18 protein-coding genes are annotated in these 21,010 nt (G+C 71.4%); 8 read left to right on the forward strand and 10 right to left on the reverse strand.

Annotated features, from left to right (window positions below; all coding sequences use genetic code 11):
- Window positions 1-42: 42 nt before the first annotated feature.
- A complete protein-coding gene (locus JI751_RS02230; protein WP_201932891.1) occupies window positions 43-639 on the forward strand; it encodes an ACT domain-containing protein in 597 nt (198 codons plus the stop codon).
- Between the two features lie 34 nt (window positions 640-673).
- On the opposite strand, the gene JI751_RS02235 is transcribed toward JI751_RS02230, so the two are convergent.
- Complete coding sequence (locus tag JI751_RS02235) at window positions 674-1,114, reverse strand: nitroreductase family deazaflavin-dependent oxidoreductase (protein WP_201932893.1); 441 nt, start codon at window positions 1,112-1,114, stop codon at window positions 674-676.
- 129 nt (window positions 1,115-1,243) lie between these two features.
- Here JI751_RS02235 and JI751_RS02240 point away from each other — a divergent pair, with 129 nt between their 5' ends.
- The 6 genes from JI751_RS02240 (at window position 1,244) to JI751_RS02265 (ending at window position 8,686) form a co-directional block, all read left to right on the forward strand.
- Window positions 1,244-2,194: a 1,4-dihydroxy-2-naphthoyl-CoA synthase gene (locus tag JI751_RS02240; protein WP_201932895.1), complete on the forward strand. Its 951-nt coding sequence runs from the start codon at window positions 1,244-1,246 to the stop codon at window positions 2,192-2,194.
- A gap of 110 nt (window positions 2,195-2,304) precedes the next feature.
- Window positions 2,305-3,219: a nucleotidyltransferase domain-containing protein gene (locus tag JI751_RS02245; protein ID WP_201932898.1), complete on the forward strand. Its 915-nt coding sequence runs from the start codon at window positions 2,305-2,307 to the stop codon at window positions 3,217-3,219.
- A gap of 18 nt (window positions 3,220-3,237) precedes the next feature.
- On the forward strand, window positions 3,238-4,671 hold the full coding sequence (locus tag JI751_RS02250; protein ID WP_201932900.1) for a 3' terminal RNA ribose 2'-O-methyltransferase Hen1: 1,434 nt from the start codon (window positions 3,238-3,240) through the stop codon (window positions 4,669-4,671).
- Window positions 4,664-7,174 carry a polynucleotide kinase-phosphatase gene (locus JI751_RS02255; RefSeq protein WP_201932902.1) on the forward strand — a complete coding sequence of 837 codons (2,511 nt, stop codon included), beginning with the start codon at window positions 4,664-4,666 and terminating at the stop codon, window positions 7,172-7,174. Before JI751_RS02250 ends, JI751_RS02255 begins: the two co-directional genes overlap by 8 nt.
- Before the next feature lie 15 nt (window positions 7,175-7,189).
- Window positions 7,190-8,356 carry a sterol desaturase family protein gene (locus JI751_RS21675; RefSeq protein ID WP_201932904.1) on the forward strand — a complete coding sequence of 389 codons (1,167 nt, stop codon included), beginning with the start codon at window positions 7,190-7,192 and terminating at the stop codon, window positions 8,354-8,356.
- Between the two features lie 24 nt (window positions 8,357-8,380).
- Complete coding sequence (locus JI751_RS02265; protein ID WP_201932906.1) at window positions 8,381-8,686, forward strand: hypothetical protein; 306 nt, start codon at window positions 8,381-8,383, stop codon at window positions 8,684-8,686.
- Between the two features lie 4 nt (window positions 8,687-8,690).
- Here JI751_RS02265 and JI751_RS02270 read toward each other — a convergent pair whose 3' ends face one another.
- The 6 genes from JI751_RS02270 to JI751_RS02295 form a co-directional block, all read right to left on the reverse strand.
- Complete coding sequence (locus JI751_RS02270) at window positions 8,691-9,701, reverse strand: acetylxylan esterase (RefSeq protein ID WP_236665521.1); 1,011 nt, start codon at window positions 9,699-9,701, stop codon at window positions 8,691-8,693.
- The gene (locus JI751_RS02275; RefSeq protein WP_201932908.1) at window positions 9,701-11,989 is read right to left on the reverse strand and encodes a glycoside hydrolase family 3 N-terminal domain-containing protein; all 2,289 of its coding nucleotides are present in this window, start codon (window positions 11,987-11,989) and stop codon (window positions 9,701-9,703) included. Before JI751_RS02275 ends, JI751_RS02270 begins: the two co-directional genes overlap by 1 nt.
- Entirely contained in the window at window positions 11,986-12,981 is a 996-nt protein-coding gene (locus JI751_RS02280) for a LacI family DNA-binding transcriptional regulator (RefSeq protein ID WP_236665660.1), read from the reverse strand. Before JI751_RS02280 ends, JI751_RS02275 begins: the two co-directional genes overlap by 4 nt.
- A gap of 97 nt (window positions 12,982-13,078) precedes the next feature.
- Window positions 13,079-13,912 (reverse strand): carbohydrate ABC transporter permease, encoded by an 834-nt coding sequence (locus JI751_RS02285; RefSeq protein WP_201932912.1) that lies wholly within the window; start codon window positions 13,910-13,912, stop codon window positions 13,079-13,081.
- A 53-nt stretch (window positions 13,913-13,965) separates the two neighbouring features.
- On the reverse strand, window positions 13,966-14,943 hold the full coding sequence (locus tag JI751_RS02290) for a carbohydrate ABC transporter permease (protein ID WP_201932914.1): 978 nt from the start codon (window positions 14,941-14,943) through the stop codon (window positions 13,966-13,968).
- Between the two features lie 8 nt (window positions 14,944-14,951).
- Complete coding sequence (locus JI751_RS02295; RefSeq protein WP_201932917.1) at window positions 14,952-16,238, reverse strand: extracellular solute-binding protein; 1,287 nt, start codon at window positions 16,236-16,238, stop codon at window positions 14,952-14,954.
- Window positions 16,239-16,382: 144 nt separating this feature from the next.
- Between JI751_RS02295 and arfA the strand changes: the two genes are divergently transcribed.
- Window positions 16,383-17,921: an arabinosylfuranosidase ArfA gene (gene arfA, locus JI751_RS02300; RefSeq protein WP_201932918.1), complete on the forward strand. Its 1,539-nt coding sequence runs from the start codon at window positions 16,383-16,385 to the stop codon at window positions 17,919-17,921.
- Between the two features lie 15 nt (window positions 17,922-17,936).
- Here arfA and JI751_RS02305 read toward each other — a convergent pair whose 3' ends face one another.
- From JI751_RS02305 to JI751_RS02315, 3 genes are read right to left on the reverse strand one after another with little or no spacing between them, the layout of a single operon-like run.
- Complete coding sequence (locus tag JI751_RS02305; protein WP_201932920.1) at window positions 17,937-18,977, reverse strand: glutathione synthetase; 1,041 nt, start codon at window positions 18,975-18,977, stop codon at window positions 17,937-17,939.
- Window positions 18,974-20,149, reverse strand: a complete 1,176-nt coding sequence (locus JI751_RS02310; RefSeq protein WP_201932923.1) for a peptidase MATCAP family protein — start codon at window positions 20,147-20,149, stop codon at window positions 18,974-18,976. The genes JI751_RS02305 and JI751_RS02310 overlap by 4 nt, the downstream gene beginning before the upstream one ends.
- Window positions 20,146-20,949 (reverse strand): N-formylglutamate amidohydrolase, encoded by an 804-nt coding sequence (locus JI751_RS02315; protein ID WP_201932935.1) that lies wholly within the window; start codon window positions 20,947-20,949, stop codon window positions 20,146-20,148. Before JI751_RS02315 ends, JI751_RS02310 begins: the two co-directional genes overlap by 4 nt.
- Window positions 20,950-21,010 lie beyond the last annotated feature (61 nt).

Consider the following 21,010-nt stretch of genomic DNA (forward strand, 5'->3'; position numbering starts at 1 on the left):
TGCGGAAACGTGACCGACACACGATCGGGATAGCCTCGTCGCATGCCCTACCTGATGCGTGTCGAGCTCCCCGATGTCCCGGGGTCGCTGGGCCGCGTCGCGAGCGCGATCGGTGAGGCCGGGGGCGACATCGACGCGATCGAGATCGTCGAGAAGCGCGACGGCTTCGCGGTCGACGACGTGCTGCTCGAGATCCCGGCCGGCACGATGCCCGACTCGATCATCTCGGCCTGCAGCGTGCTCGACGGGGTGAGCGTCCTGTGGATCAGCCGCTACGCCGCGGGCGGCAACCTCTTCCTCGACCTCGAGGTCGTGGAGTCCCTCACCGAGGACCCGTCGACCGCGCGGGACCGGCTCATCGACCTGCTGCCGATCGCCTTCCGCGTCGACTGGGCCGCGCGGGTGACGGCCGACGGCGCGAAGGCGGTCCACGCGACCGACGCCTCCCCCAGCGAGTTCTCGTTCGCCCCGGTCACCGAGCCCGTACGCCTCCCCGGCGACGAGGTCTACGTCGAGTGCGCCGCCCCGTTCGGCGACGACGTCGTGCTGATGGGCCGCCGCGGCGGACCGGAGTTCCTCGACTCCGAGCTCGCCCGCCTCGAGCACCTGCTCGGGCTCGCGATCACCATCGCCCGCTGACCTCCCGCCCGGAACGGAGGCCACGAGCCTCAGGTCACGCGCGTTCGAGCAGGAAGAGCGGGATCTTGCGGTCCGTCTTCTTCTTGTAATCGGCGTAGGTCGACCACGTGGCGACCGCGTGGTCCCACCAGTCGTCGTACTCCGCGCCGTCGAGCTCGCGCACCGAGTAGGTGTGCTTCTCCGCCTTGTCCTGGAGCTCGACCTCGGGGTGCTGCCGGAAGTTGTCGGCCCACGCCGGGTCGTCGGGCGCGCCGCCCTTCGACGCCACCGCGAGGTAGGAGCCGTCGCGCTCGACGCGCATCACCGGGTTCTTGCGCAGGTTGCCGGACTTCGCGCCGACCGACGTGATGACCACGACGGGGTACGGCGTACCGGGCAGCGTGCCGCCCTCCTCGCCGTTGGACGCCTCGTACTCGTCGACGTTCTTGCGGACCCACTCGGTCGCGCTCGGGACATAGGTGCCAGTCAGTGCCATGCCTCACACAACACCACGCGCACGGCCCTTCTTCCACCGTCTCTCCGGGTAGTCCACCGGGAAATGGTCGTCGAGCCCGCTGCGGGACGGCCAGAACCCGGTGGACTACCCAGGCGATAGCCTCCCGGCATGAGTGCGATCGAGGGCGTCAGCGAGATCTTCGACCCCGAGGCATGGGACGTGGTGCCGGGGTTCGAGGACCTCACCGACCTGACGTACCACCGGGCCCGCGAGCACGGCACCGTACGCATCGCCTTCGACCGCCCCGACGTGCTCAACGCCTTCCGGCCGCACACCGTCGACGAGCTGCTGCGCACGCTGGAGCACGCGCGGATGTCGGCCGACGTCGGCTGCGTCCTGCTCACCGGCAACGGCCCGAGCGCGAAGAACGGCAAGTGGGCCTTCTGCACCGGCGGCGACCAGCGGATCCGCGGCCGCTTCGGCTACCAGTACGAGACCGAGGGAACTGAGCAACGGACGGGGGGCGACGCCGGCGCCCCGCCGAACCCGATCGACCAGGCCAAGCTCGCGCGCCTCCACATCCTCGAGTGCCAGCGGGTGATCCGCTTCATGCCCAAGGTCGTCATCTGCGTCGTGCCCGGCTGGGCCGCGGGCGGCGGGCACAGCCTCCACGTCGTCGCCGACCTCACCCTCGCCAGCCGCGAGCACGCCCGCTTCAAGCAGACCGACGCCGACGTCGGCTCGTTCGACGGCGGCTACGGCTCGGCCTACCTCGCGCGCCAGGTCGGGCAGAAGTTCGCCCGCGAGATCTTCTTCCTCGCCGAGGAGTACGACGCCGAGGAGATGCACCGGATGGGTGCGGTCAACCGCGTCGTCGAGCACGCCGAGCTCGAGAAGGTCGCCCTCGACTGGGGCCGCAAGATCAACGGCAAGTCGCCGACCGCCCAGCGGATGCTGAAGTACTCCTTCAACCTCCTCGACGACGGCCTGGTCGGTCAGCAGCTCTTCGCCGGCGAGACCACCCGCCTGGCCTACATGACCGACGAGGCGCAGGAGGGTCGCGACCAGTTCCTCGAGAAGCGCGACCCCGACTGGTCGCCGTACCCCTGGTACTACTGAGCGAAGGCGATACCTGAGGACGCGACGTACGTCGATCGGTGTGTGACCCGACCACGGCGTCCTCAGATATCCGCAGGTCCCGGCGCTGGTCCGCGACTACCGTCGGCCCGGTGACCGACAACGACGCTCCCGCCCGGGTGATCGAGGGCGACACCTCGCTGCCGGCGGGCTTCGACCACCCGCACGCGTCGGAGGAGGCGCGGCGGATCGCCGAGGACGGGACGATCCTGCGCGTCCAGGTCGGGTCCGGCGTCCACGGGACGTCGATCGCTGGGCAGGACGACCGCGACGAGATGGGGATCTGCCTCGAGCCGTCGGCGTACGTCACCGGGCTCGCGCGGGTGCCGAGCGGGACGCGCGGCGAGGCCGCTCCGGTGACGTTCGAGCAGTACCAGCGCCACACCGTCTGGGACCAGCCCGGCGGCCTCGCCAACCGGTCGGGCGCGGGCGACCTCGACGTGATCATCTACTCCGCGCGCAAGTGGTGCTCGCTCGCGCTGGCCGGCAACCCGACCGTCCTGCTGGTGCTGTTCGTCCCCGACGTGGAGGTCGTGCACCGCGACGAGGTCGGCGCCGAGCTGGTCGACAACGCCCACCGCTTCGTGTCCAGGCTCGCGGCCGACCGGTTCATCGGCTACCTCCGCTCGCAGCGGGCCGCGATGACCGGCGAGGTCGGCGCGCACACCAACCGCCCCGAGCTGGTCGCGGTCCACGGCTACGACACCAAGTTCGCCATGCACGCCCTCCGGCTCGGCGTCCAGGGCGTCGAGCTGCTCACCACCGGCCGCATCACGCTGCCGATCCCCGAGCCCGACCTCTCGCGCCTGCGTGCCGTACGACGCGGCGAGGTGGAGCTCGCGGAGGTCGTGGCCGCCATCGACGCGGCCGAGGCACGACTGGTCGCGCTGAGCGGGTCGAGCACCGTGCCCGACCAGCCCGACCGTGCCTGGGTGGACGCATGGCTCCACCGCACGCACCTCGCCTACTGGCAGCGGACGCCGAATGGAGAGGCAGCGACGCCCTGACTCGGGCACGATGCCGGAGTGCTCCTCACCGTCACGACCACCCACACCCCGGCGACCGACCTGGGCCACCTGCTCCACAAGCACCCCGACCGGGTGCAGGAGTTCTCCCAGTCGTTCGGCACGGTCACCGTCTTCTACCCCGAGGCCACCGACGAGCGCTGCACGGTCGCCCTCGTCCTCGACGTCGACCCCGTGCGGCTGGCGCGCTCGCGGGCGAGGAACGCGCCCGACTTCAGCCTCGCGCAGTACGTCAACGACCGGTCGTACGCCGCCTCGTCCCTGCTCGGCGTGGCGATGGCCGACGTGTTCAGCACCGCACGCAGCGGCACCTGCAGGTCCCGCCAGGAGCTCGCCGACTCGGCCATCCCGCTGGAGATCGCGATCCCGGTGCTGCCGTGCCGCGGCGGCGCGGCCGTCGCGCACCGGCTCTTCGAGCCGCTCGGCTGGACCGTCGAGGCCGAGCCGATCCCGCTCGACGAGGCGATCGAGGAGTGGGGCGACTCGCGCTACGTCCGGCTCCGGCTCACCGGCACCCTCCGGCTCGCCGACGCCCTCAACCAGCTGCACGTGCTGCTGCCGGTGCTGGACGAGTCCAAGCACTACTGGCAGGGCGCCGACGAGGTCGACAAGCTGATGCGCTCGGGAGAGGGCTGGCTCGCCGCGCATCCCGAGGCGACGCTGATCACGCAGCGCTACCTCGGTCGACGCACGGCGCTCACCCGCACCGCGCTCGCGCGCCTGGCCGAGCTCGGCGACGACCTCGAGGAGGCCGTCGAGCCCGCCGAGGACGAGGAGGCCGCGCAGCCGGAGGAGAGGCGCGTGCCCCTCAACACGCAGCGGCACGACGCGGTCCACCAGGTCCTGCTCGACCTCGGCGCCCGCTCGGTGATCGACCTCGGGTGCGGTCCCGGCCAGTTCCTCCAGCGGCTCGTCCGGACGTCGTCGTTCACCCGGGTCGCCGGCAGCGACGTCTCGACGCGCTCGCTGCAGCACGCCGCCCGTCGGCTGCGCGTGGAGCGGATGAGCGAGCGCCAGGCCGAGCGCATCGAGCTGTTCCAGGGCGCCCTGACCTACGAGGACCAGCGCTACGCCGGCTACGACGCCGCCGTGCTCATGGAGGTGGTCGAGCACGTCGACCCACCGCGGCTCGCGGCGCTCGAGCGGGTGGTCTTCGGCGCTGCCCGCCCCGGCGCGGTGGTCGTGACGACCCCGAACAGCGAGTACAACGTGCTGTACGACGGCCTCGTCGGCATGCGGCACCCCGACCACCGCTTCGAGTGGACCCGCGCCGAGCTCGTGGACTGGGCCGACCGGGTCTGCCGCACCTACGGCTACGCCGTGGAGGTCCGCGGGATCGGCGAGGTCGACGACACCCTCGGTGCGCCCACCCAGCTGGCGATCTTCACGCGCACGAGCGACGAGAAGCCCGACACGAAGGACGACGATGACTGAGCGACGCCAGCTGAACCTGCCCGTCATGGGGCTGGTCGTGCTCGTCGGCGTGTCCGGGAGCGGCAAGTCCACCTTCGCGCGCACGCACTTCAAGCCCACCGAGGTCGTCTCGAGCGACGTCTGCCGCGGGCTGGTCGCCGACGACGAGAACGACCAGTCGGCGACGCCCGACGCGTTCGACGTCCTCCACTACATCGTGGGCACGCGGCTGCGCCGCGGGCTGCTGACGGTCGTCGACGCCACCAACGTGCAACGGCCGGCGCGCGCGTCGCTGGTCAAGCTGGCGCGCGAGCACAACGTCCTCGTCGACGCCATCGTCATCGACGTACCCGAGTCGCTGGCGCACGAGCGCAACGCGTCCCGGCCCGACCGCGACTTCGGCTCGCACGTCGTCGCCCGGCAGCACCGCGACCTGCGTCGCTCGCTCGGCAAGCTCACCAAGGAGGGCTTCCGGCGGGTCCACGTGCTGCGCGGGACCGAGGAGGTCGACGCGGTCGAGATCGTGCGCGAGCGCTCCTGGAACGACAAGCGCGACCTGCGCGGACCGTTCGACATCATCGGCGACGTCCACGGTTGCGCCTCCGAGCTGCGCACGCTGCTGACCGAGCTGGGCTGGTCGATCACCTATGTCGACGGGGTCGCCGTCGACGCGACGCACCCCGAGGGCCGGCAGGCGGTCTTCGTCGGCGACCTGGTCGACCGCGGGCCCGACACCCCAGGCGTGCTGCGGCTCGCGATGGGCATGGCCGCGTCCGGCACCGCGATCAGCGTCTCGGGCAACCACGAGGCCAAGCTGGTCCGGGCGCTGCGCGGCGCCAAGGTCCAGGTGTCCCACGGGCTCGCGGAGTCGCTGGCGCAGCTCGAGGCCGAGCCCGAGGACTTCCGGGCCGACGCCCTCCGCTTCATGGACGGGCTGATCAGCCACTTCGTCCTCGACGACGGCCGGCTCGTGGTGGCGCACGCCGGGCTGAAGGAGGCCTACCACGGGCGCTCGTCCGGACGGGTCCGCGCGTTCGCGCTCTACGGCGACACGACCGGGGAGACCGACGAGTACGGACTCCCCGTCCGCTACCCGTGGGCGCAGGAGTACCGCGGCGAGGCGATGGTCGTCTACGGCCACACCCCGGTCCCGACCGCCGAGTGGATCAACAACACGATCTGCCTCGACACCGGCGTCGTCTTCGGCGGCTCACTCACCGCGCTGCGCTACCCCGAGCGCGAGATCGTCTCGGTCCCCGCGGAACAGCAGTGGTACGAGCCGGTGCGCCCGCTCGCGCCGACCGTGACCGAGCGGGAGCCGTCCGCCCTCGCCATCGACGACGTCGCCGGCACCCGCTGGCTGGAGTCGCCGCACGCCGGCAAGGTGAAGGTGCCCGAGGAGAACGCTGCTGCCGCCCTCGAGATCATGAGCCGGTTCGCCGTGGACCCGCGCTGGCTGGTCTACCTGCCGCCGACCATGTCGCCGGTCGCCACCTCGTCCCTCGAGGGCTACCTCGAGCACCCGGAGCAGGCGTTCGAGGAGTACGCCGGCTGGGGCGTCACACGAGTGGTGTGCGAGGAGAAGCACATGGGCTCGCGGGCCATCGCCGTGATCGCGCAGGACGCGGACGTGGCTGCACGCCGCTTCGGCGTCACCGACGGCACGACCGGCGTCATCCACACGCGCACCGGCCGTCCGTTCTTCCCGGACACCAGCGGGCTCGTCGACGAGGTGAGGTCGGCGGCACAGCCGCTGTTCGCGTCGCTCGACACCGACTGGCTGGCCCTCGACTGCGAGCTGCTGCCGTGGTCGGCCAAGGCGCTCGAGCTGATCAAGGCGCAGTACGCATCGGTCGGCGCAGCCGCGCGGCACGTGCTGCCGGAGGCGCTGTCCGTCCTGGAGCAGGCGGCCGCGCGGGGCCTCGACGTCGGCACGCTGACGACGAGGACCCGGGAGCGGCTGGTCAACGCCCACGCGTTCCGCGACGCCTACGCGGCATACGTCCGACCGACCGACGGGCTCGACGGGATCACGCTGGCGCCGTTCCAGGTGCTCGCGGCCGAGGGCCGGGCGCTCGCGGTCACCGAGTCGCACGAGTGGCACCTCGACCAGCTCGCCGGGCTCGCGGGCGACGTCATCACGCCGACGCGGCACCGCTTCGTCGACCTGTCCTCGCCCGAGGAGCGCGAGGCGGCGACGCAGTGGTGGCTCGACCTCACCGCTGCGGGCGGGGAGGGCATGGTCGTGAAGCCGGCGCACCTCACCGAGGGCCGGGTGCAGCCCGGGATCAAGGTGCGCGGCCGGGAGTACCTCCGGATCATCTACGGGCCGGACTACACCGGGTCGCTCGACGTCCTGCGCCAGCGCCACCTCGGCAAGAAGCGGCAGCTCGCCCTGCGCGAGCACGGTCTCGGCCTGGACGCGATCGCCGGCTTCGTCGCCGGGGATCCGCTCTGGAAGGTGCACCAGGCCGTGTTCGCCGTGCTCGCGCTGGAGTCGGAGCCGGTCGACCCGCGGCTGTGACGGCATGATGGCCGGGTGAAGATCGACCTGACCGTGGCGGCCATCCCGGCGTTCATCGGCGCGATGGTCGCGGAGCACGCCTGGCAGCGGGCGCACCCCGTCGAGCCCGGCACGCGCGCCGGTGACTACCAGCTCGCCGACACCGTCGCGAGCCTCAGCATGGGCCTCGGCAGCCTGGCCGCCCCCTACGTCGCGCGACGGCTGCTCGACCCCGTCACCCCCGGCGTCGGGCGGCACGGCCGGACGTTGCTCGCGGTCGGGGCTGCGGCAGCGGTGCTGACCACCGTCGGTGACGTCGTACGCCGACGGGTGCGGGACGGGTCACTGCCCGAGCCGCAGACCGTGCCGGCCGCGGTGCGCGCGGTGCAGGACGAGCTCGCCGACATCCGCCTCGGGCCTGCCCTGCCGCGCGAGGAGCGGCCGGCCATCGCCCCCGTGCTGCGGCGTACGCACGGCGCCCTCGCCGTCAGCGCCGTGGCCTCGACGGCGCTGGTGACCTCGACGACCTGGGCGGCGATGACGGCCGGGAAGCGCTTGTTCGCCCGCTCCCCGCTCGACCTCGGCACCGGTCCGTGGGCCGCGGTGGCGGCGGTGCTCGGCTGGGACTTCATCTACTACTGGAACCACCGCGCCAGCCACGAGAGCCGCTGGCTGTGGGCGGTCCACGTGGTGCACCACTCGAGCGAGCGCTACAACCTCTCGACGGCGCTGCGCCAGCCCGTCGCGGAGGGCGTGACCCTCACCGTCCCCTACGGCCTGCTCGCGCTGGCCGGCGTACGCCCGGCGCTGATCGAGCAGGCGCGCGGGATCAACCTGATCTACCAGTTCTGGATCCACACCGAGGCGATCCAGCGGCTCGGCTGGGTGGAGAAGGTCTTCAACACCCCGTCGCACCACCGGGTGCACCACGGCTCCAACCGCGACTACCTCGACCGCAACCACGGCAGCATCCTCATCCTCTGGGACCGGCTGTTCGGGACCTTCGAGGAGGAGGACGAGCCGGTCGTCTACGGCCTGACGAGCAATGTCGACTCCTACAACCCGGCGCGCATCGCGACGCACGAGTGGGCCGACATCGCGGCCGACGTCGCGGCGGCCGACGACTGGCACGACCGGTTCTCGTTCCTGCTGCGCCGGCCGGGCTGGGCGTACGCCCGTCGACCCGCAGCCGGCGTCGCCTGATCGGTGCCGACCTAGGCTGGACGCATGACGGCCACCCTCGAACCCGCGACGGCCGACGAGGTCTACACCGCCGACGTCGAGCCGCGTCGGCGCGACCGGCTCGGGCGGCTCGCCGCGGGGGCGCTCGACCTGTGGTGCGCGATGTCCGGGGGCCGCTTCGACCTGACCAACGAGGGAGTCGTGGTCGTCCGGCGCCGCCGCGACGGCGGGCTCGAGCTCCGCGTGCCCGCCGGCGGGCCCGAGGCGGCCGCCGTGCTCCTCGAGGTGATGCGCCGCCAGCTGGAGACGCTGACCCCGGAGGAGTTCCGCGAGGGCTGGGGCATCGACTGAGCGATCACCCGGTGGGGAGGGCGTGGTCGTCCATCTCCGGGGAGGCACGACCCGGGCCCAGCGCCGCGCGGAGCCAGACGAGCTGGCGGGAGCGCTGGAACGCCTCTCCTCCCTCGTGGTCGTTGAACTCGTAGACCTCGACGCCCTTGGGCCCACCGTAGGCGTTGAACGCCGCGAAGACCGTGGTCGGCGGGCAGATCACGTCCATCATGGCGACCGAGAACAGCGCCGGTGCACGTGCCAGCCGGGCCAGGACGGCACCGTCGAAGTAGGCGAGCGTGGCGAAGGTCTGCTCGACGCGATCGCGGTGCGCCCCCAGGTAGCGGACCAGCTCGAGACACGGCTCGGCCTGCGCCAGGTCGGCCGACCGCCTCAGGTCGCACAGGAAGGGCACGTCGCACAGGACGGCCGCGACCAGGTCGGGGACGAGGGCAGCGGCAGCCAGGGCCAGAGCACCTCCCTGGCTGGCCCCTGCCACGGCCACGCGAGCCGGGTCGACGGCGTCATGTCCTCGCAGGACCTCGACCGCCCGACAGGCGTCGGCGTAGGCGCGTCGGTAGTAGTAGGTGTCGCGGTCCTCGATCCCCCGCGTGAGGAATCCGGGCTGGGACGGGCCCGCAGGTCCGACATCACCCGTGGCGCCCGTCGTCCAGCCACTTCCCTGGCCACGCGTGTCGACGACGAGCTGGGCGTAGCCGGCCGTCGCCCAGAAGACGTGCTCGTGGGCGAGCCCGCGCCCTCCGTTGTAGCCCTGGAACTGGACCACCCCGGGGAGCGGCCCGCTCCGCAGCCCGGGTGCGGGCAGGTGGAGCCACGCGCGGACGGGGTCACCGCCGAAGCCCGCGAAGCTGACATCGTGGGTCTCGATCGCCAGCAGCCCGTTGTCGACCCGCACGGCATCCCACGACACCGGGGCGTCGTCCAGGGTCGCTCGCCAGAACTCCGCCAGGTCGTCGGGAACCATCAGGTCCGGCCGGTAGGCACGCGCTTCGGACAGGGGCAGGTCCGAGCGCATCAGACCTCGGTGATCGTGATGACGGGCTCGAGCACTCGGTCCCCGTCGACGTGGCGAGCCGCCCCCGTCAGCTCGAGCGAGAGCGTGCTGCGGATGTCGGCGCTCGACGCGCCGATGTGCAGCTCCACCGCGCCGGTCTCGACGACCCGGAGCAGGTCGCGAGCCGTGAACGACGTGAGGTCGGCGTGCAGGTCGAAGGTCACCCGGCGGCGCTGGCCGGGCTCGAGGTCGACGCGAGCCGCGCCGATGAGCTGGCGCACCGGGCGCACGACCGAGGCCGAGACGTCGTGGAGGTAGACCTGGACGACCTCCGAGACCAGCCGGTCCGCCTCGTTGCCCAGCTCAACCGACAACCGGGTGACACCGTCGACGTCCCATCGCGGGCCGGTGGTCGAGGTGACCGGACCCCAGGTCGCCGGGGCGTAGGACAGTCCGTGGCCGAAGGGGAACAGCGCCGTGGGGTCCACGTTGGTGACCTCGCTGCGCTGTCCGAGAGCCGAGGCGAGGTAGGTCGACGGCTGCGTGCTGCCGGCGCCTGGGAAGCTGACGGGCAGGCGTCCTGACGGGTCGACCCTGCCAGTGAGCACGTCGGACAGCGCCTGCGCTCCCTCCTCTCCCGGGAAGAAGCCACACACGATGGCGGCCAGGTCCGGTGCGTGCCGGCTCAGGTCGTAGGGCCGACCGACCAGGAGCACCGCCACCACGGGGGTGCCTGTCGCGATCAGGGCCTCGAGCAGCTCGTCCTGGCGCCCGGGCAGTCGCAGGTCCGCGACGTCGCACCCTTCTCCGGAGGTGCCGTTGCCGAAGAGTCCCGCCTGGTCGCCCAGCGCGACCACGCACACGTCCGCCTGCGCCGCTGCGGCGACGGCCTCGGCGATCTGCTCGTCGGTGCCGTCGAGCACCGGGCAGCCCAGTGCGTACGTCACGTCGTGCGAGTCCGCGAGCGCCTCGCGGAGCGTACGGATCTCCAGACCACGCTCCACACCCTCGTAGTGCACGAGCACGTGCATCGGGAAGGAGTAGCAGCCGAGCATCGCCTGGTAGGTGTCGGCGCGGGGGCCGACGACCGCCAGCCGGGACCGCGCGCGCAGGGGCAGCGCACCGTCGTTGGCGAGCAGCACGACCGAGCGCCGGGCAAGCTCGAGGGCGACCTGCCTCGAACCCGGGCCGTCGAGGTCCACCTCGTCCGCCTCGGTGGGCTCCCAGCCCGGGTCGAGCAGGCCGAGCTCGCACTTCTGTCGCAGCACCCGGGCCAGGGCTCGGTCGACGAGCTTCTCGTCGATCGAGCTGTCCTCGATCCCGGCCAGCAGCGGGTCGCCGTACGCGTTGGGCGACGGCAGCTCGACGTCGATGCCGGCCTCGAGCGCGAGACGGGCAGCCTCCTGGTTGGTGTCGGCGACGTGGTGGAGCGTGCGCAGGAAGGCGATCGAGAAGTAGTCAGCGACGACGGTCCCGGTGAAGCCGTAGGTGTCACGCAGCAACGTGGTCAGCAGCGTGCGGTCCGACGCAGCCGGCACACCGTCGGTGTCGGTGTAGGAGTTCATGACCGAGCGCGCGCCGGCGCGCAGCGCCATCTCGAACGGCGGCAGGATGACGTCGGCCAGCTCGCGCGGGCCGATCCCCACGGGCGCCAGGTTGCGCGCCGCCCGCGAGGCGGAGTAGCCGGCGAAGTGCTTCAGGGTCGCCACGACACCGGCGCTCTCGACGCCCCGGACGTAGGCACCGCCGATGAGGCCGACCAGGAACGGGTCCTCGCCCATCGTCTCCTCGACCCGTCCCCATCGCAGGTCACGGACGACGTCCAGCACGGGCGCAAGGCCCTGGTGCACGCCGAGGCTGCGCATCGAGGCGCCGATCCGGGCCCCCATCTCCTGCACCAGGGCGGGGTCGAACGACGCCGCCCAGCACAGCGGGGACGGGTAGACCGTGGCCCGCCACGCGGCCAGGCCGGTCAGGCACTCCTCGTGCACCTGGGCGGGGATGCCGAACCGGTTCGCGGCCATGACCTGGCGCTGCCGCTCGGCCAGCGCGCGAAGCCCCTCGACGGGCTCGACGGGCTCGGTGCCGAAGGGGCGGGTCAGCTGCCCCAGTCCGTCGGCGATGACCTCCTCCCAGGACAGGTCGGGACCCATCGCGTCACGGAGCATCGGGGCCATGTCGCCCACCTCGGGGTCGACGCCCCACACACCGGACAGCTGGGCGACCTTCTCCCCCAGCGTCATCCGCGCGACCAGGTCGGTCACCCGGTCCTCGACACGGGCGGAGGGATCGCGCCACACGTCGCTCACGACGTGCCCCCCGGAGTCGTGGCGGACTGCCGCACGACGAGGGTCGTGTCGAGGTTGACGTGTGCGTTCTCCAAGGGGTGCTCTCCCGCGATCATGGTGACCAGCATGGTGATGGCCTCCCGTCCCATCTGGCGTATGCGTTGGTCCACGGTGGTCAGTGGCGGGTCCGCCAGTGCCGACTCGGGGATGTTGTCGAAGCCCACGACCGACAGGTCGTCCGGGACGCTGAGGCCGAGCTCGGCGGCCGCCTCCAGCGTGGCCAGCGCGGACAGGTCGTTGGCCGCGAAGATCGCGGTCGGCGGATCGGCCAGGGTCAGCAACGCCCGGGCCGCGGCACGCGCCGGCTCGGGCTCGAACGCTCCGGCCGCCAGCAGGGACTCGTCGACCTCGAGCCCGGCGCGGGCGTGGGCCTCCCGGTAGCCGCGCTCGCGCAGCTGCGCCGAGACGAGGTCCGGGCGGCCGGTGACCATGCCGATCCTGCGGTGGCCGAGCCCGATCAGGTGGTCGACCGCGAGCGTCGCCCCCTGGAGGTTGTGCGCCGTCACCGTGGGCATGCTGGACGGCCCCGTGTGCGGGTCGACCGCGACGATGGGGCCGTCGTACTGGACCTCGGTGACGGTCGGAGTCACCAGGACCGCGCCGTCGACGAGCGTGCCCATCACCCGCGACAGGTAGCGGCGCTCCCACCCCACGTGCGCATCGACCCGACCGCCCGCGGAATAGGCGACCAGCTCGAACCCGGTGCCGCGGATCGCGTCCGCGGCACCCTTGAGCACCTCGGTGCTGAACGGCTCGAAGTCGGCCACCAGCACGCCGATGACGTTCGTCCGCTGGTTGCGCAGGCTCCGCGCCACCAGGCTCGCCTCGAAGCCGAGGCGCTCGATCACGCCGGTGACGTGCTCGATCGTCTCGCTGGCGACGCCGTAGCGGCCGTTGATCACCTTGGAGACCGTGGACACCGAGACCCCGGCCTCCGCCGCGACGTGCTGCATGGTCACTCGACCACCAGGGCCGGGTCCGCGACCACCGGCACCGTCGGTCGCCGGCACGGTCGTCTCCATGAGCTTGGCCTCCCTCACCATCTGGACATCACCCCTTCACCGCTCCCTGGAGCCCGCTGACGATCCGTTTCTGCATCGTCAGGAACAGGATGAGGGCGGGGATCATCGCGATGCTGGTGAACGCGAGCACCCCGGCAGTGTCTGCCGAGTACTCGGTCGAGTAGTCGGCGACCCCGAGGGGCAGGGTACGCATCCTGTCGCGCAGGAGCAGGAGCGGCAGCAGGTAGGAGTTCCAGGACGCGACGAAGGCGAGGACGCCGACGGTCACCATGCCCGGGACGGACAGCGGCAGCACGACGCGCCAGAAGACGCCGATGCGCGAGGCGCCGTCGATGAACGCCGCCTCCTCCAGCTCCTTGGGCAGGGCCATGAGGAACGGCCGCAGGATGACCACCGTCATCGGCAGCGCGAAGGCTGCCTGCGGCAGCGCCACGCCCCACCAGGTGTTGCCCATCTGGAGGTCCCGGGTGATGAGGATGAACAGCGGGATGATCGCGACGGCGAGCGGGAACAGCAGCCCGAGCACGAACACCATGAACAGTGGCTCGCGGAAGCGGAACTGGTAGCGCGCCAGCGGGTAGGCCGCCATCACGCCGCAGACCACTGTGACGATCGTGGTGATCACGGCGATGACCGAGGAGTTGAGGGCATAGACCCAGAAGCTGTCGTTGGTGAGGACGCGCTGGTAGTTGTCGACCACCCACGGGTCGGGCAGGCCCGCGGGGTCACGAGCCAGCTGCTCGTTGCTCCGGAACCCCCCGAGCGCGCCGTAGGCCACGGGGCCCAGGGTGAGGGCGGCGACCACCGCGACGAGGCAGTAGACGAGTGGCCCACCGCCGCCGAACGTCCTGCGCCCGGTCATCACGCGTCCTCTCGTCGTCGTCCTGGTGGCCGTTGCGGTCCGTCCCTGGTCCTTCATCGGGCCTCGTGGGTGTCGCGGCGGAGCACGAGGCGCTGGTAGAGGACCGCCATCACCAGCGCGATGACGAACAGCACGACCGAGGCTGCCCCGGCGATGCCGTAGTTCCCGCGTGCCGTGCCCTGGTTGATGAGGTACGTCGCCATGGTGGTCGTCGCGTTGGCCGGTCCGCCCCCGGTCAGCACCCAGACGAGGTCGAAGAGCTGGATCGAGCCGATCATCGACAGGAAGGCCCACGTGCGGATCGTCGGCCCGAGCAGGGGGACCGCGATCCGGCGCTGGGTCTGCCACCACGAGGCGCCGTCGATCTGCGCCGCCTCGTAGAGCTCCGCGGGCACCCCCTGCAGGCCCGCGAGGAAGAGCAGGACGGCCAGGCCGACGTACTTCCAGGTGAGGACGACGAACACGGTGTAGAGCGTGAGGTCCGGCGTGCCGAGGAAGCCCTGCTCGGGCGCCGTCAGCCCGACCGCCCCGACCAGGCCGTCGACCACCCCGTAGCCGGGCTGGAGCAGCTGGAACCAGATCACCCCGGCGATGACCTCGGCCAGCACGTAGGGAACGAAGATGATCGTGCGCAGCACCCCGCGGAACCGGATGTTGCGGTTGAGCAGCAGGGCCAGCCCCAGCCCCAGCGGCAGCTGCACGAGGATCGAGAGGACGACGATGAGGAAGTTGTGGCCCACCGCTCCCCGGAAGACGTCGTCGCCCAGGACCAGGCTGTAGTTGGCCCAGCCCACGAAGTCGTCCATCGGGCCGAAGCCCTTCCAGCGGTAGAACGACATCCGCACCGCCGAGACGACGGGCCACAGGATGAAGACCGCCATCAGGGCGATCGCCGGACCGACGAACACCAGCACCTCGAGGCGCTCGCGCCACGCCAGCCGGGGCCGGGGGGCGACTGCCCGGCGCGGGTCGCGCCGTGCAGTCGTCTCCTCCGGTGGCGTGGCGACCAAGGTGCCGCCCTGCTGCGTCATGGGTGCGGTCACATCTCCTGGTCGGCGGCCTGCTGGGTCGCGTCCACGACCTCCTGCGGGGTCGCGTCGCCGGAGAACAGCAGGGCGATCTCGTCGTTCATCGCGCCTCCCACGGACGTGCCGAAGGCGGTGTCGAAGTAGAGCTGGATGTAGGGCGACTCGTCGCGGACCTTCAGCAGCTCGGCGAGCGCCGGGTCGCTGACCGCGCCACCGGCGGCCGGGTTGGTCGGCAGCCCCATGTCGTTCTCGGCGAAGCCGGTCTGCACGTCGTCGGAGAGGAGGAGCTTGACCAGGTCGACCGCCTCGTCGGGAGCGGACTCGGCCACGGCCCAGGCGTCGCCACCGCCCAGCTGGGCCGTCGGGTCACCGCCACCACCCTCGACCTCGGGGAAGGGGAACCAGCCGGTCTTCTCCCCCAGGCCCTTGCCGTCGTCGGTGAGCCCCTGCATCACGCCCGGCTCCCAGTGCCCGGCCAGCTCCATGGCGACCTTGTCGGTGGCGAGCAGGCCGGACGCCGACGTCGCACCCTCCTGCGCGGGGGTGGTCAGGAAGCCCGGGTTGAACGGCTCGGCGGCGACCACGTCCTCGAGCACCTCGCCGGCCTCGACGAAGCACGGGTCGGAGAAGTCGAGGCTCGTCACGGCGCCCTCGAGGACGTCCTGCGGGCACGAGCGAAGAGCGGTGTAGTACCAGTAGTGGGCGGCCGGCCACTTGTCACCGGCTCCGACCGAGACCGGCGCGATGCCGGCGTCCTTGAGCTGACCGACCACGTCGTAGAACTCGTCCATCGTGGTCGGCGGGGCGTCGATGCCCGCCTCCTCGAAGAGGTCCTTGTTGTACCAGAAACCGACGACGCCCACCGAGAACGGCAGCGCGTAGGTCTTGCCCTCCGACTGCCACCCGGCGACGCTGCCGCCGAGGTTCTCGATCTCGTCGGCCGCATCCTCGGACAGGTCCCTGACCAGTCCGGCCTCGACGTGGTCGGCGAGCTCGCCACCGCCGCGCTCCATGTAGATGTCGGGGACGTCGCCGCTCTGGAAGGCCGCGTCGAGCTTGCTGACCATGTCCTCGTGCGCCATGGCGCTGACCTGGACGTCGATGCCGGGGTGGTCCGCCTCGAAGTCCTTGGCGACCTGCTCGTAGTAGCCCTTGCCGGGCTCGTTGTTCGAGTTGTGCCACCACGTGATGGTGCTGGCGTCGTCCGCCTCCGACGAGCCGTCGCCGCCACAGGCGGCGGTCATCAGGGCGACGGCGCAGAGAGAGGCCAGTCCGGCCACTCGGGTACTCCTGGACATCGAGATCCTCCTTGACTCGCCACGCCTTGTGACGTGGACCACATGTCAGAACCCTCAGTCACCGCTCTGGGCTTTGTCAATCGTTATCGATAACGTTTTCCATCCACGCATCGACACACCGCCCACCGCGAGGGGACCCGCCTCATGCACCGCGCTGCAACGCCACCCGGGCTCGGCGCGCGCCTGACCCTGGACCCCGACGCGACGATCGGCGCGATCGACCGGAGGCTGTTCGGCTCCTTCGTCGAGCACCTCGGACGCGGGATCTACGACGGCATCCACGAGCCGAGCCACCCCCTCGCCGATGAGTGGGGCTTCCGCACGGACGTGCTGGAGCTGGTGCGGGAGCTGGGTGTCAGCACCATCCGCTACCCGGGCGGGAACTTCGTCTCGGGCTACAGGTGGGAGGACGGCATCGGTCCTCGCCACGAGCGGCCGACCCGCCTCGACCTCGCCTGGCACTCGACGGAGACCAACCAGGTGGGACTCGACGAGTTCGCCGCGTGGGCCGAACGGGCGGGCGCCGACGTCATGCTCGCGGTCAACCTCGGCACGCGCGGGGTGGCCGAGGCGCTGGACCTGCTGGAGTACACGAACATCCCTGGCGGCACGACCTGGTCCGACGCCCGGATCGCCCACGGACGCACAGCGCCGTACGACGTCCGGATGTGGTGCCTCGGCAACGAGATGGACGGGCCGTGGCAGCTCGGGCACCGCTCCGCCGACGACTACGGCAAGCTCGCGGCCCGGACCGCACGGGCCATGCGGCAGCTCGACCCCAGCCTCGAGCTCGTGGTCTGTGGCAGCTCGTCGTCGCGGATGCCGACCTTCGGAGCCTGGGAGCGCACGGTCCTGCAGCACACCTACGACGACGTCGACCACATCTCGTGCCACGCCTACTACGAGCTCGAGGACGACGACATGGGCAGCTTCCTCGCCTCCGCGGTGGACATGGACAGGTTCATCGACACGGTCGTGGCGACGGCCGACCAGGTGGGTGCCGAGAGGCGGTCCGCCAAGCGGATCCAGATCTCCTTCGACGAGTGGAACGTCTGGTACTTCCGACGCTACGAGGAGGTCGACAAGATCACCGGGACCGGCAACTGGCCGGTCGCCCCGCGGTTGCTGGAGGACACCTACACGGTCGCCGACGCCGTCGTGGTCGGCAGCCTGCTCGTGTCGCTGCTCAGGCACGCCGACCGGGTCACCTCGGCGAGCATGGCGCAGCTGGTCAACGTGATCGCGCCGATCACGACCGAGCCCGGCGCGCACGCGTGGCGCCAGACGACGTTCTTCCCCTTTGCGACCACGTCGCGGCTGGCGCGGGGGTCCAGCCTCGACGTCGCGATCTCCTCGTCCCGCCACGTGACTGCCGCGCGCGGGGAGGTCGACGTCGTGGACGCCGTGGCCACGTGGGACGAGACGACCGGTCGCAGCGCGGTGTTCCTGGTCAACCGTGACGAGCACCGCCCGGCCACCGTCACGATCGACGTCAGCCGGCTCCCCGTCACCCGCGTCACGGAGTGCAGGACGCTGTCCGACGACGACCCCTTCGCGATCAACACGGTCGACGACCCCGAGCGCGTGCAGCTGATCGACAACACCACGGCCGAGCTGACCGACGGCCGGGTGAGCGTGGTGCTCCCACCCGTGTCCTGGACCGCGCTGGCGCTCGCCGGGTGAGCGCGCCGCTCGCCCTCAGCTCGTCGCGAGCGTGTGGTTGTTGATCTCCGGGTAGTGCCTGCGGATGTTCACCTTGCGCTCGAGCTCGGCGATGATCGCCGGTGCGAAGTTGACCTCGTAGAGCGCCTGCGCGCTGCCGAGCCCGCCGGGGCTGAAGACGTTGATCTCCATCAGCTTGTCGCCCACGATGTCGAGCCCGACGAGGAACATCCCGTCGCTGACCAGCTTGGGCCGCACGATCTCGACCATCTCGAGCATCGCGTCGGTGACCTGCACCTTCGTCGCCTTGCCGCCGGCGGACATGTTGGAGCGGATGTCCTTCGTGGTGTTGGTGCGGCGGAACGCGGCGTACTTGCCGTCGGCGGTGAGCGGCTGGCCGTTCATCACGAACATCCGGACGTCGCCCTTGGCCGCCTCCGGGAGGTACTCCTGGGCGACGACGTAGCCGTCGCGCGAGATGGCCTCGATGATCTGCTGGAGGTTGGGCGCCTCCTTGCGGTCCACGAGGAAGACCCCCGCGCCGCCCGAGCCCTGCAGCGGCTTGAGCACCGCCTTGCCGCCGAGGTCCTTGATGAACGCCTCGATCATGTCCTCGTCGCGCGAGATCAGCGTCCGGGGGCGCACGATCTCGGGGAAGTGCTGGAAGTACGCCTTCGACAGCGCGTTGGCGAGGCTGGTCGGGTCGTTGACGACCAGCACCCCGCTGGCAGCGATGAGCTGGCCGAAGGCCACGCCGGCGTTGTTGCGCCACGGGTCGGTCTCGGCGTCGTCGGCCGGGTCGTTGCGCAGCATCACGACGTCGAACTCCGACATCGGGATCAGCTGCTCGACATCGGGCTTCTTCACGTCGGCCATGTGGCGCTCGAGGGAGCGGTACGACTTGGCGTGCCCCATCCGCGCCTTGGTGCTCAGGGAGCCGTCGGGCTCGTAGGCGAAGTCGCCGATCCCCATGTACCAGGCCTCGTGGCCCATCTCCTTGGCCGCCATCGCGAGGCGGTTGGTGGTGTACTCCGCCTTCTCGGTCTCGATGTCGTTGACGACGAATCCGATCTTCATGCGTTCCCTCCCAGGATCGTGCCGAGGTCTTCGGTGCCGGCTGCCCGCGCGAGGTTCGCGTGGGCCTCCGGGTCGTGCAGGTATCGAGGGAGGACGCGCGGCGGCCTGAGCAGCCCCCGGTCCTCCAGGTCGCCGATGAGCGGCAGGTCGCGCAGCGAGAACTTGCCCAGCCAGAGCCGGTCGAGCGACCCGCCGTCGCCGAGGTGCTCGAGCAGCTCCACCAGGCCGCGCAGGTAGATCGCGTCCTTGGTCATCCCGCCGGACCGGTAGACGCGCATCACCGTCGTCCACGCGCTGCCCTCGGGGAAGTCGGCCGCCACGAGCGCCTCGTGGGCCTCGGCGAACGTCGCGCCGGCGATCATCCGGTGCACGGTGACGACCCGGCTGGCGAGCTGGCGCAGCCGGAAGGCGGTGAGCCCGCCGCAGGCGATCTCGGCCAGCACGGCGAGGCCCTCCTGGGTCTCGTCGTAGCCCGCGAGCCCGACGCCCATCACCTTGATCGGCTGGCGGCTGCCGTTGGCCTGGGTGACCAGGTGGGTGCCGACCTCGTGGTGCAGCAGCGCCTGCGCGCGCGCCCGCTGGACCTTGGTCTCCGGCCCGATCAGCAGCACGTCCCCGGAGACCATCACGCCGTTGACGTCCGAGCGGATCTCCGCGTGCATGTCGAGGTCGGGGTCCTCCGCGCGGTAGCGCGCGATCTCCTCGTCGGCGAGGGCGAGGAACTCCTCGGCGTCGAGCGCCTCGTCGGACGGCTCGGTGCGGGTGATGCCGGCCAGCAGCTGCTCGGCCTGGGTGCGCAGCGACGGGGAGACGCCGCCGTACAGCTCCACGCTGAGCGGGAGGAAGTCCTCGGTGTCGCGGGCCTCGAGCATGTCGAGCTGGAGCTCCATCTCGCGGTGCTTGGCGCGCAGCAGCTGCGCGAGCACCGGGTCCTCGACGGCGCCGAGGTCGACGGCGGCCAGCTCGGCGCGTACGACGTCGGGGTCGGCCTCGAGCTCGCGGTAGGTGAACGGGGGCTCGGGCTCGCGGCCCTCGATGAAGTCGTCGCGCAGGTCGTCGGCGTCGACCGGGGTGATGTCGAGGAGGAACCGGAAGCTGCCTGCGAGCAGCGCGAGCTGGTGGTCGACCGCGAGGTCGGACGCGCTGAGCTCGTCTCCCGCCTCGGCGCTCATCGCAGCTTCTCCAGCTCCTCGTGGAGCCCCGGCAGGGTGGCCGCGAGCGCGGCGCGCACGCAGCTCAGCCGCTCCTCGTCCACCTCGGCCGTCCACTCGTCCATCCAGACCTTCTTGAACTCCAGCGCGAGCACGCAGCCGACACCGGGATAGCGGTCGTGGACGAACCAGGCGAGCGCGCGGCCCTCGAAGGAGACGTTCTCCCGGGCGTCGACGGGGCCGCAGCCGGTCCCGCCGGCGCGGATGTCGGTCACGAACCGCTCCACCAGGGGCCCAAAGGTCTGCCGGTCGATGCTGGCGGTGCCGACGTTGACCTCGGGGTTGTCCTCGGCCGGAGCGGGATCAGCGTCCGCGCCGCTGCGTCGGTGGTTGTAGGAGTGCACGTCGAGCAGGACGAAGGGGCCGCGCTCGGCCAGTGCGTCGAGCCGTGGCGCGAGGGCGTCGTAGAAGGCGTCGTAGGTCGCCAGGCTGCCCTCGAAGAGCTCGCGCGACAGCGTGCCGCCGCGCCACACGTCGAGGCCCCAGCAGTCCTCGGGGCGGCGGTAGACCGCCTCGCGACGCGGGCGGTTGAGGTCGGCCTCGAACCGCGAGCGGCTCGTGATCGCCCGGTCCGGCACGACCGCTGCGATGCGGTCGGTGAACGGGTCCTCCTCGCGCAGCCGTGTGTCCTCGTCGAGCACCATCGCGTCGGCGATCTCCGGGCGCAGCCCGTGGCCGGCGTGCACCGAGGTCGCGACGACCGGTCCCTGCCAGTCACCTGCGAACGCGACGACGTCCGACGTCCCTCCCAAGTCCGTCATGTCCGACTGTCTACCCCACTCTGCGGCGACGACCGTCCTGCCGCGCACCCCCACGGGTGAG

The organism is Nocardioides baculatus, assembly GCF_016735675.1.
Taxonomy (GTDB): Bacteria; Actinomycetota; Actinomycetes; order Propionibacteriales; family Nocardioidaceae; genus Nocardioides; species Nocardioides baculatus.

Bases quoted from the DNA above. Each gene is read 5' to 3' on its own strand.
- JI751_RS02230 (WP_201932891.1), top strand. From the start codon at position 43: ATGCCCTACCTGATGCGTGTCGAGCTCCCCGATGTCCCGGGGTCGCTG.
- JI751_RS02235 (WP_201932893.1), bottom strand. From the start codon at position 1,114: ATGGCACTGACTGGCACCTATGTCCCGAGCGCGACCGAGTGGGTCCGC.
- JI751_RS02240 (WP_201932895.1), top strand. From the start codon at position 1,244: ATGAGTGCGATCGAGGGCGTCAGCGAGATCTTCGACCCCGAGGCATGG.
- JI751_RS02255 (WP_201932902.1), top strand. From the start codon at position 4,664: ATGACTGAGCGACGCCAGCTGAACCTGCCCGTCATGGGGCTGGTCGTG.
- JI751_RS02265 (WP_201932906.1), top strand. From the start codon at position 8,381: ATGACGGCCACCCTCGAACCCGCGACGGCCGACGAGGTCTACACCGCC.
- JI751_RS02270 (WP_236665521.1), bottom strand. From the start codon at position 9,701: ATGCGCTCGGACCTGCCCCTGTCCGAAGCGCGTGCCTACCGGCCGGAC.
- JI751_RS02280 (WP_236665660.1), bottom strand. From the start codon at position 12,981: ATGCAGCACGTCGCGGCGGAGGCCGGGGTCTCGGTGTCCACGGTCTCC.
- JI751_RS02285 (WP_201932912.1), bottom strand. From the start codon at position 13,912: ATGACCGGGCGCAGGACGTTCGGCGGCGGTGGGCCACTCGTCTACTGC.
- JI751_RS02290 (WP_201932914.1), bottom strand. From the start codon at position 14,943: ATGACGCAGCAGGGCGGCACCTTGGTCGCCACGCCACCGGAGGAGACG.
- JI751_RS02295 (WP_201932917.1), bottom strand. From the start codon at position 16,238: ATGTCCAGGAGTACCCGAGTGGCCGGACTGGCCTCTCTCTGCGCCGTC.
- arfA (WP_201932918.1), top strand. From the start codon at position 16,383: ATGCACCGCGCTGCAACGCCACCCGGGCTCGGCGCGCGCCTGACCCTG.
- JI751_RS02305 (WP_201932920.1), bottom strand. From the start codon at position 18,977: ATGAAGATCGGATTCGTCGTCAACGACATCGAGACCGAGAAGGCGGAG.
- JI751_RS02310 (WP_201932923.1), bottom strand. From the start codon at position 20,149: ATGAGCGCCGAGGCGGGAGACGAGCTCAGCGCGTCCGACCTCGCGGTC.
- JI751_RS02315 (WP_201932935.1), bottom strand. From the start codon at position 20,949: ATGACGGACTTGGGAGGGACGTCGGACGTCGTCGCGTTCGCAGGTGAC.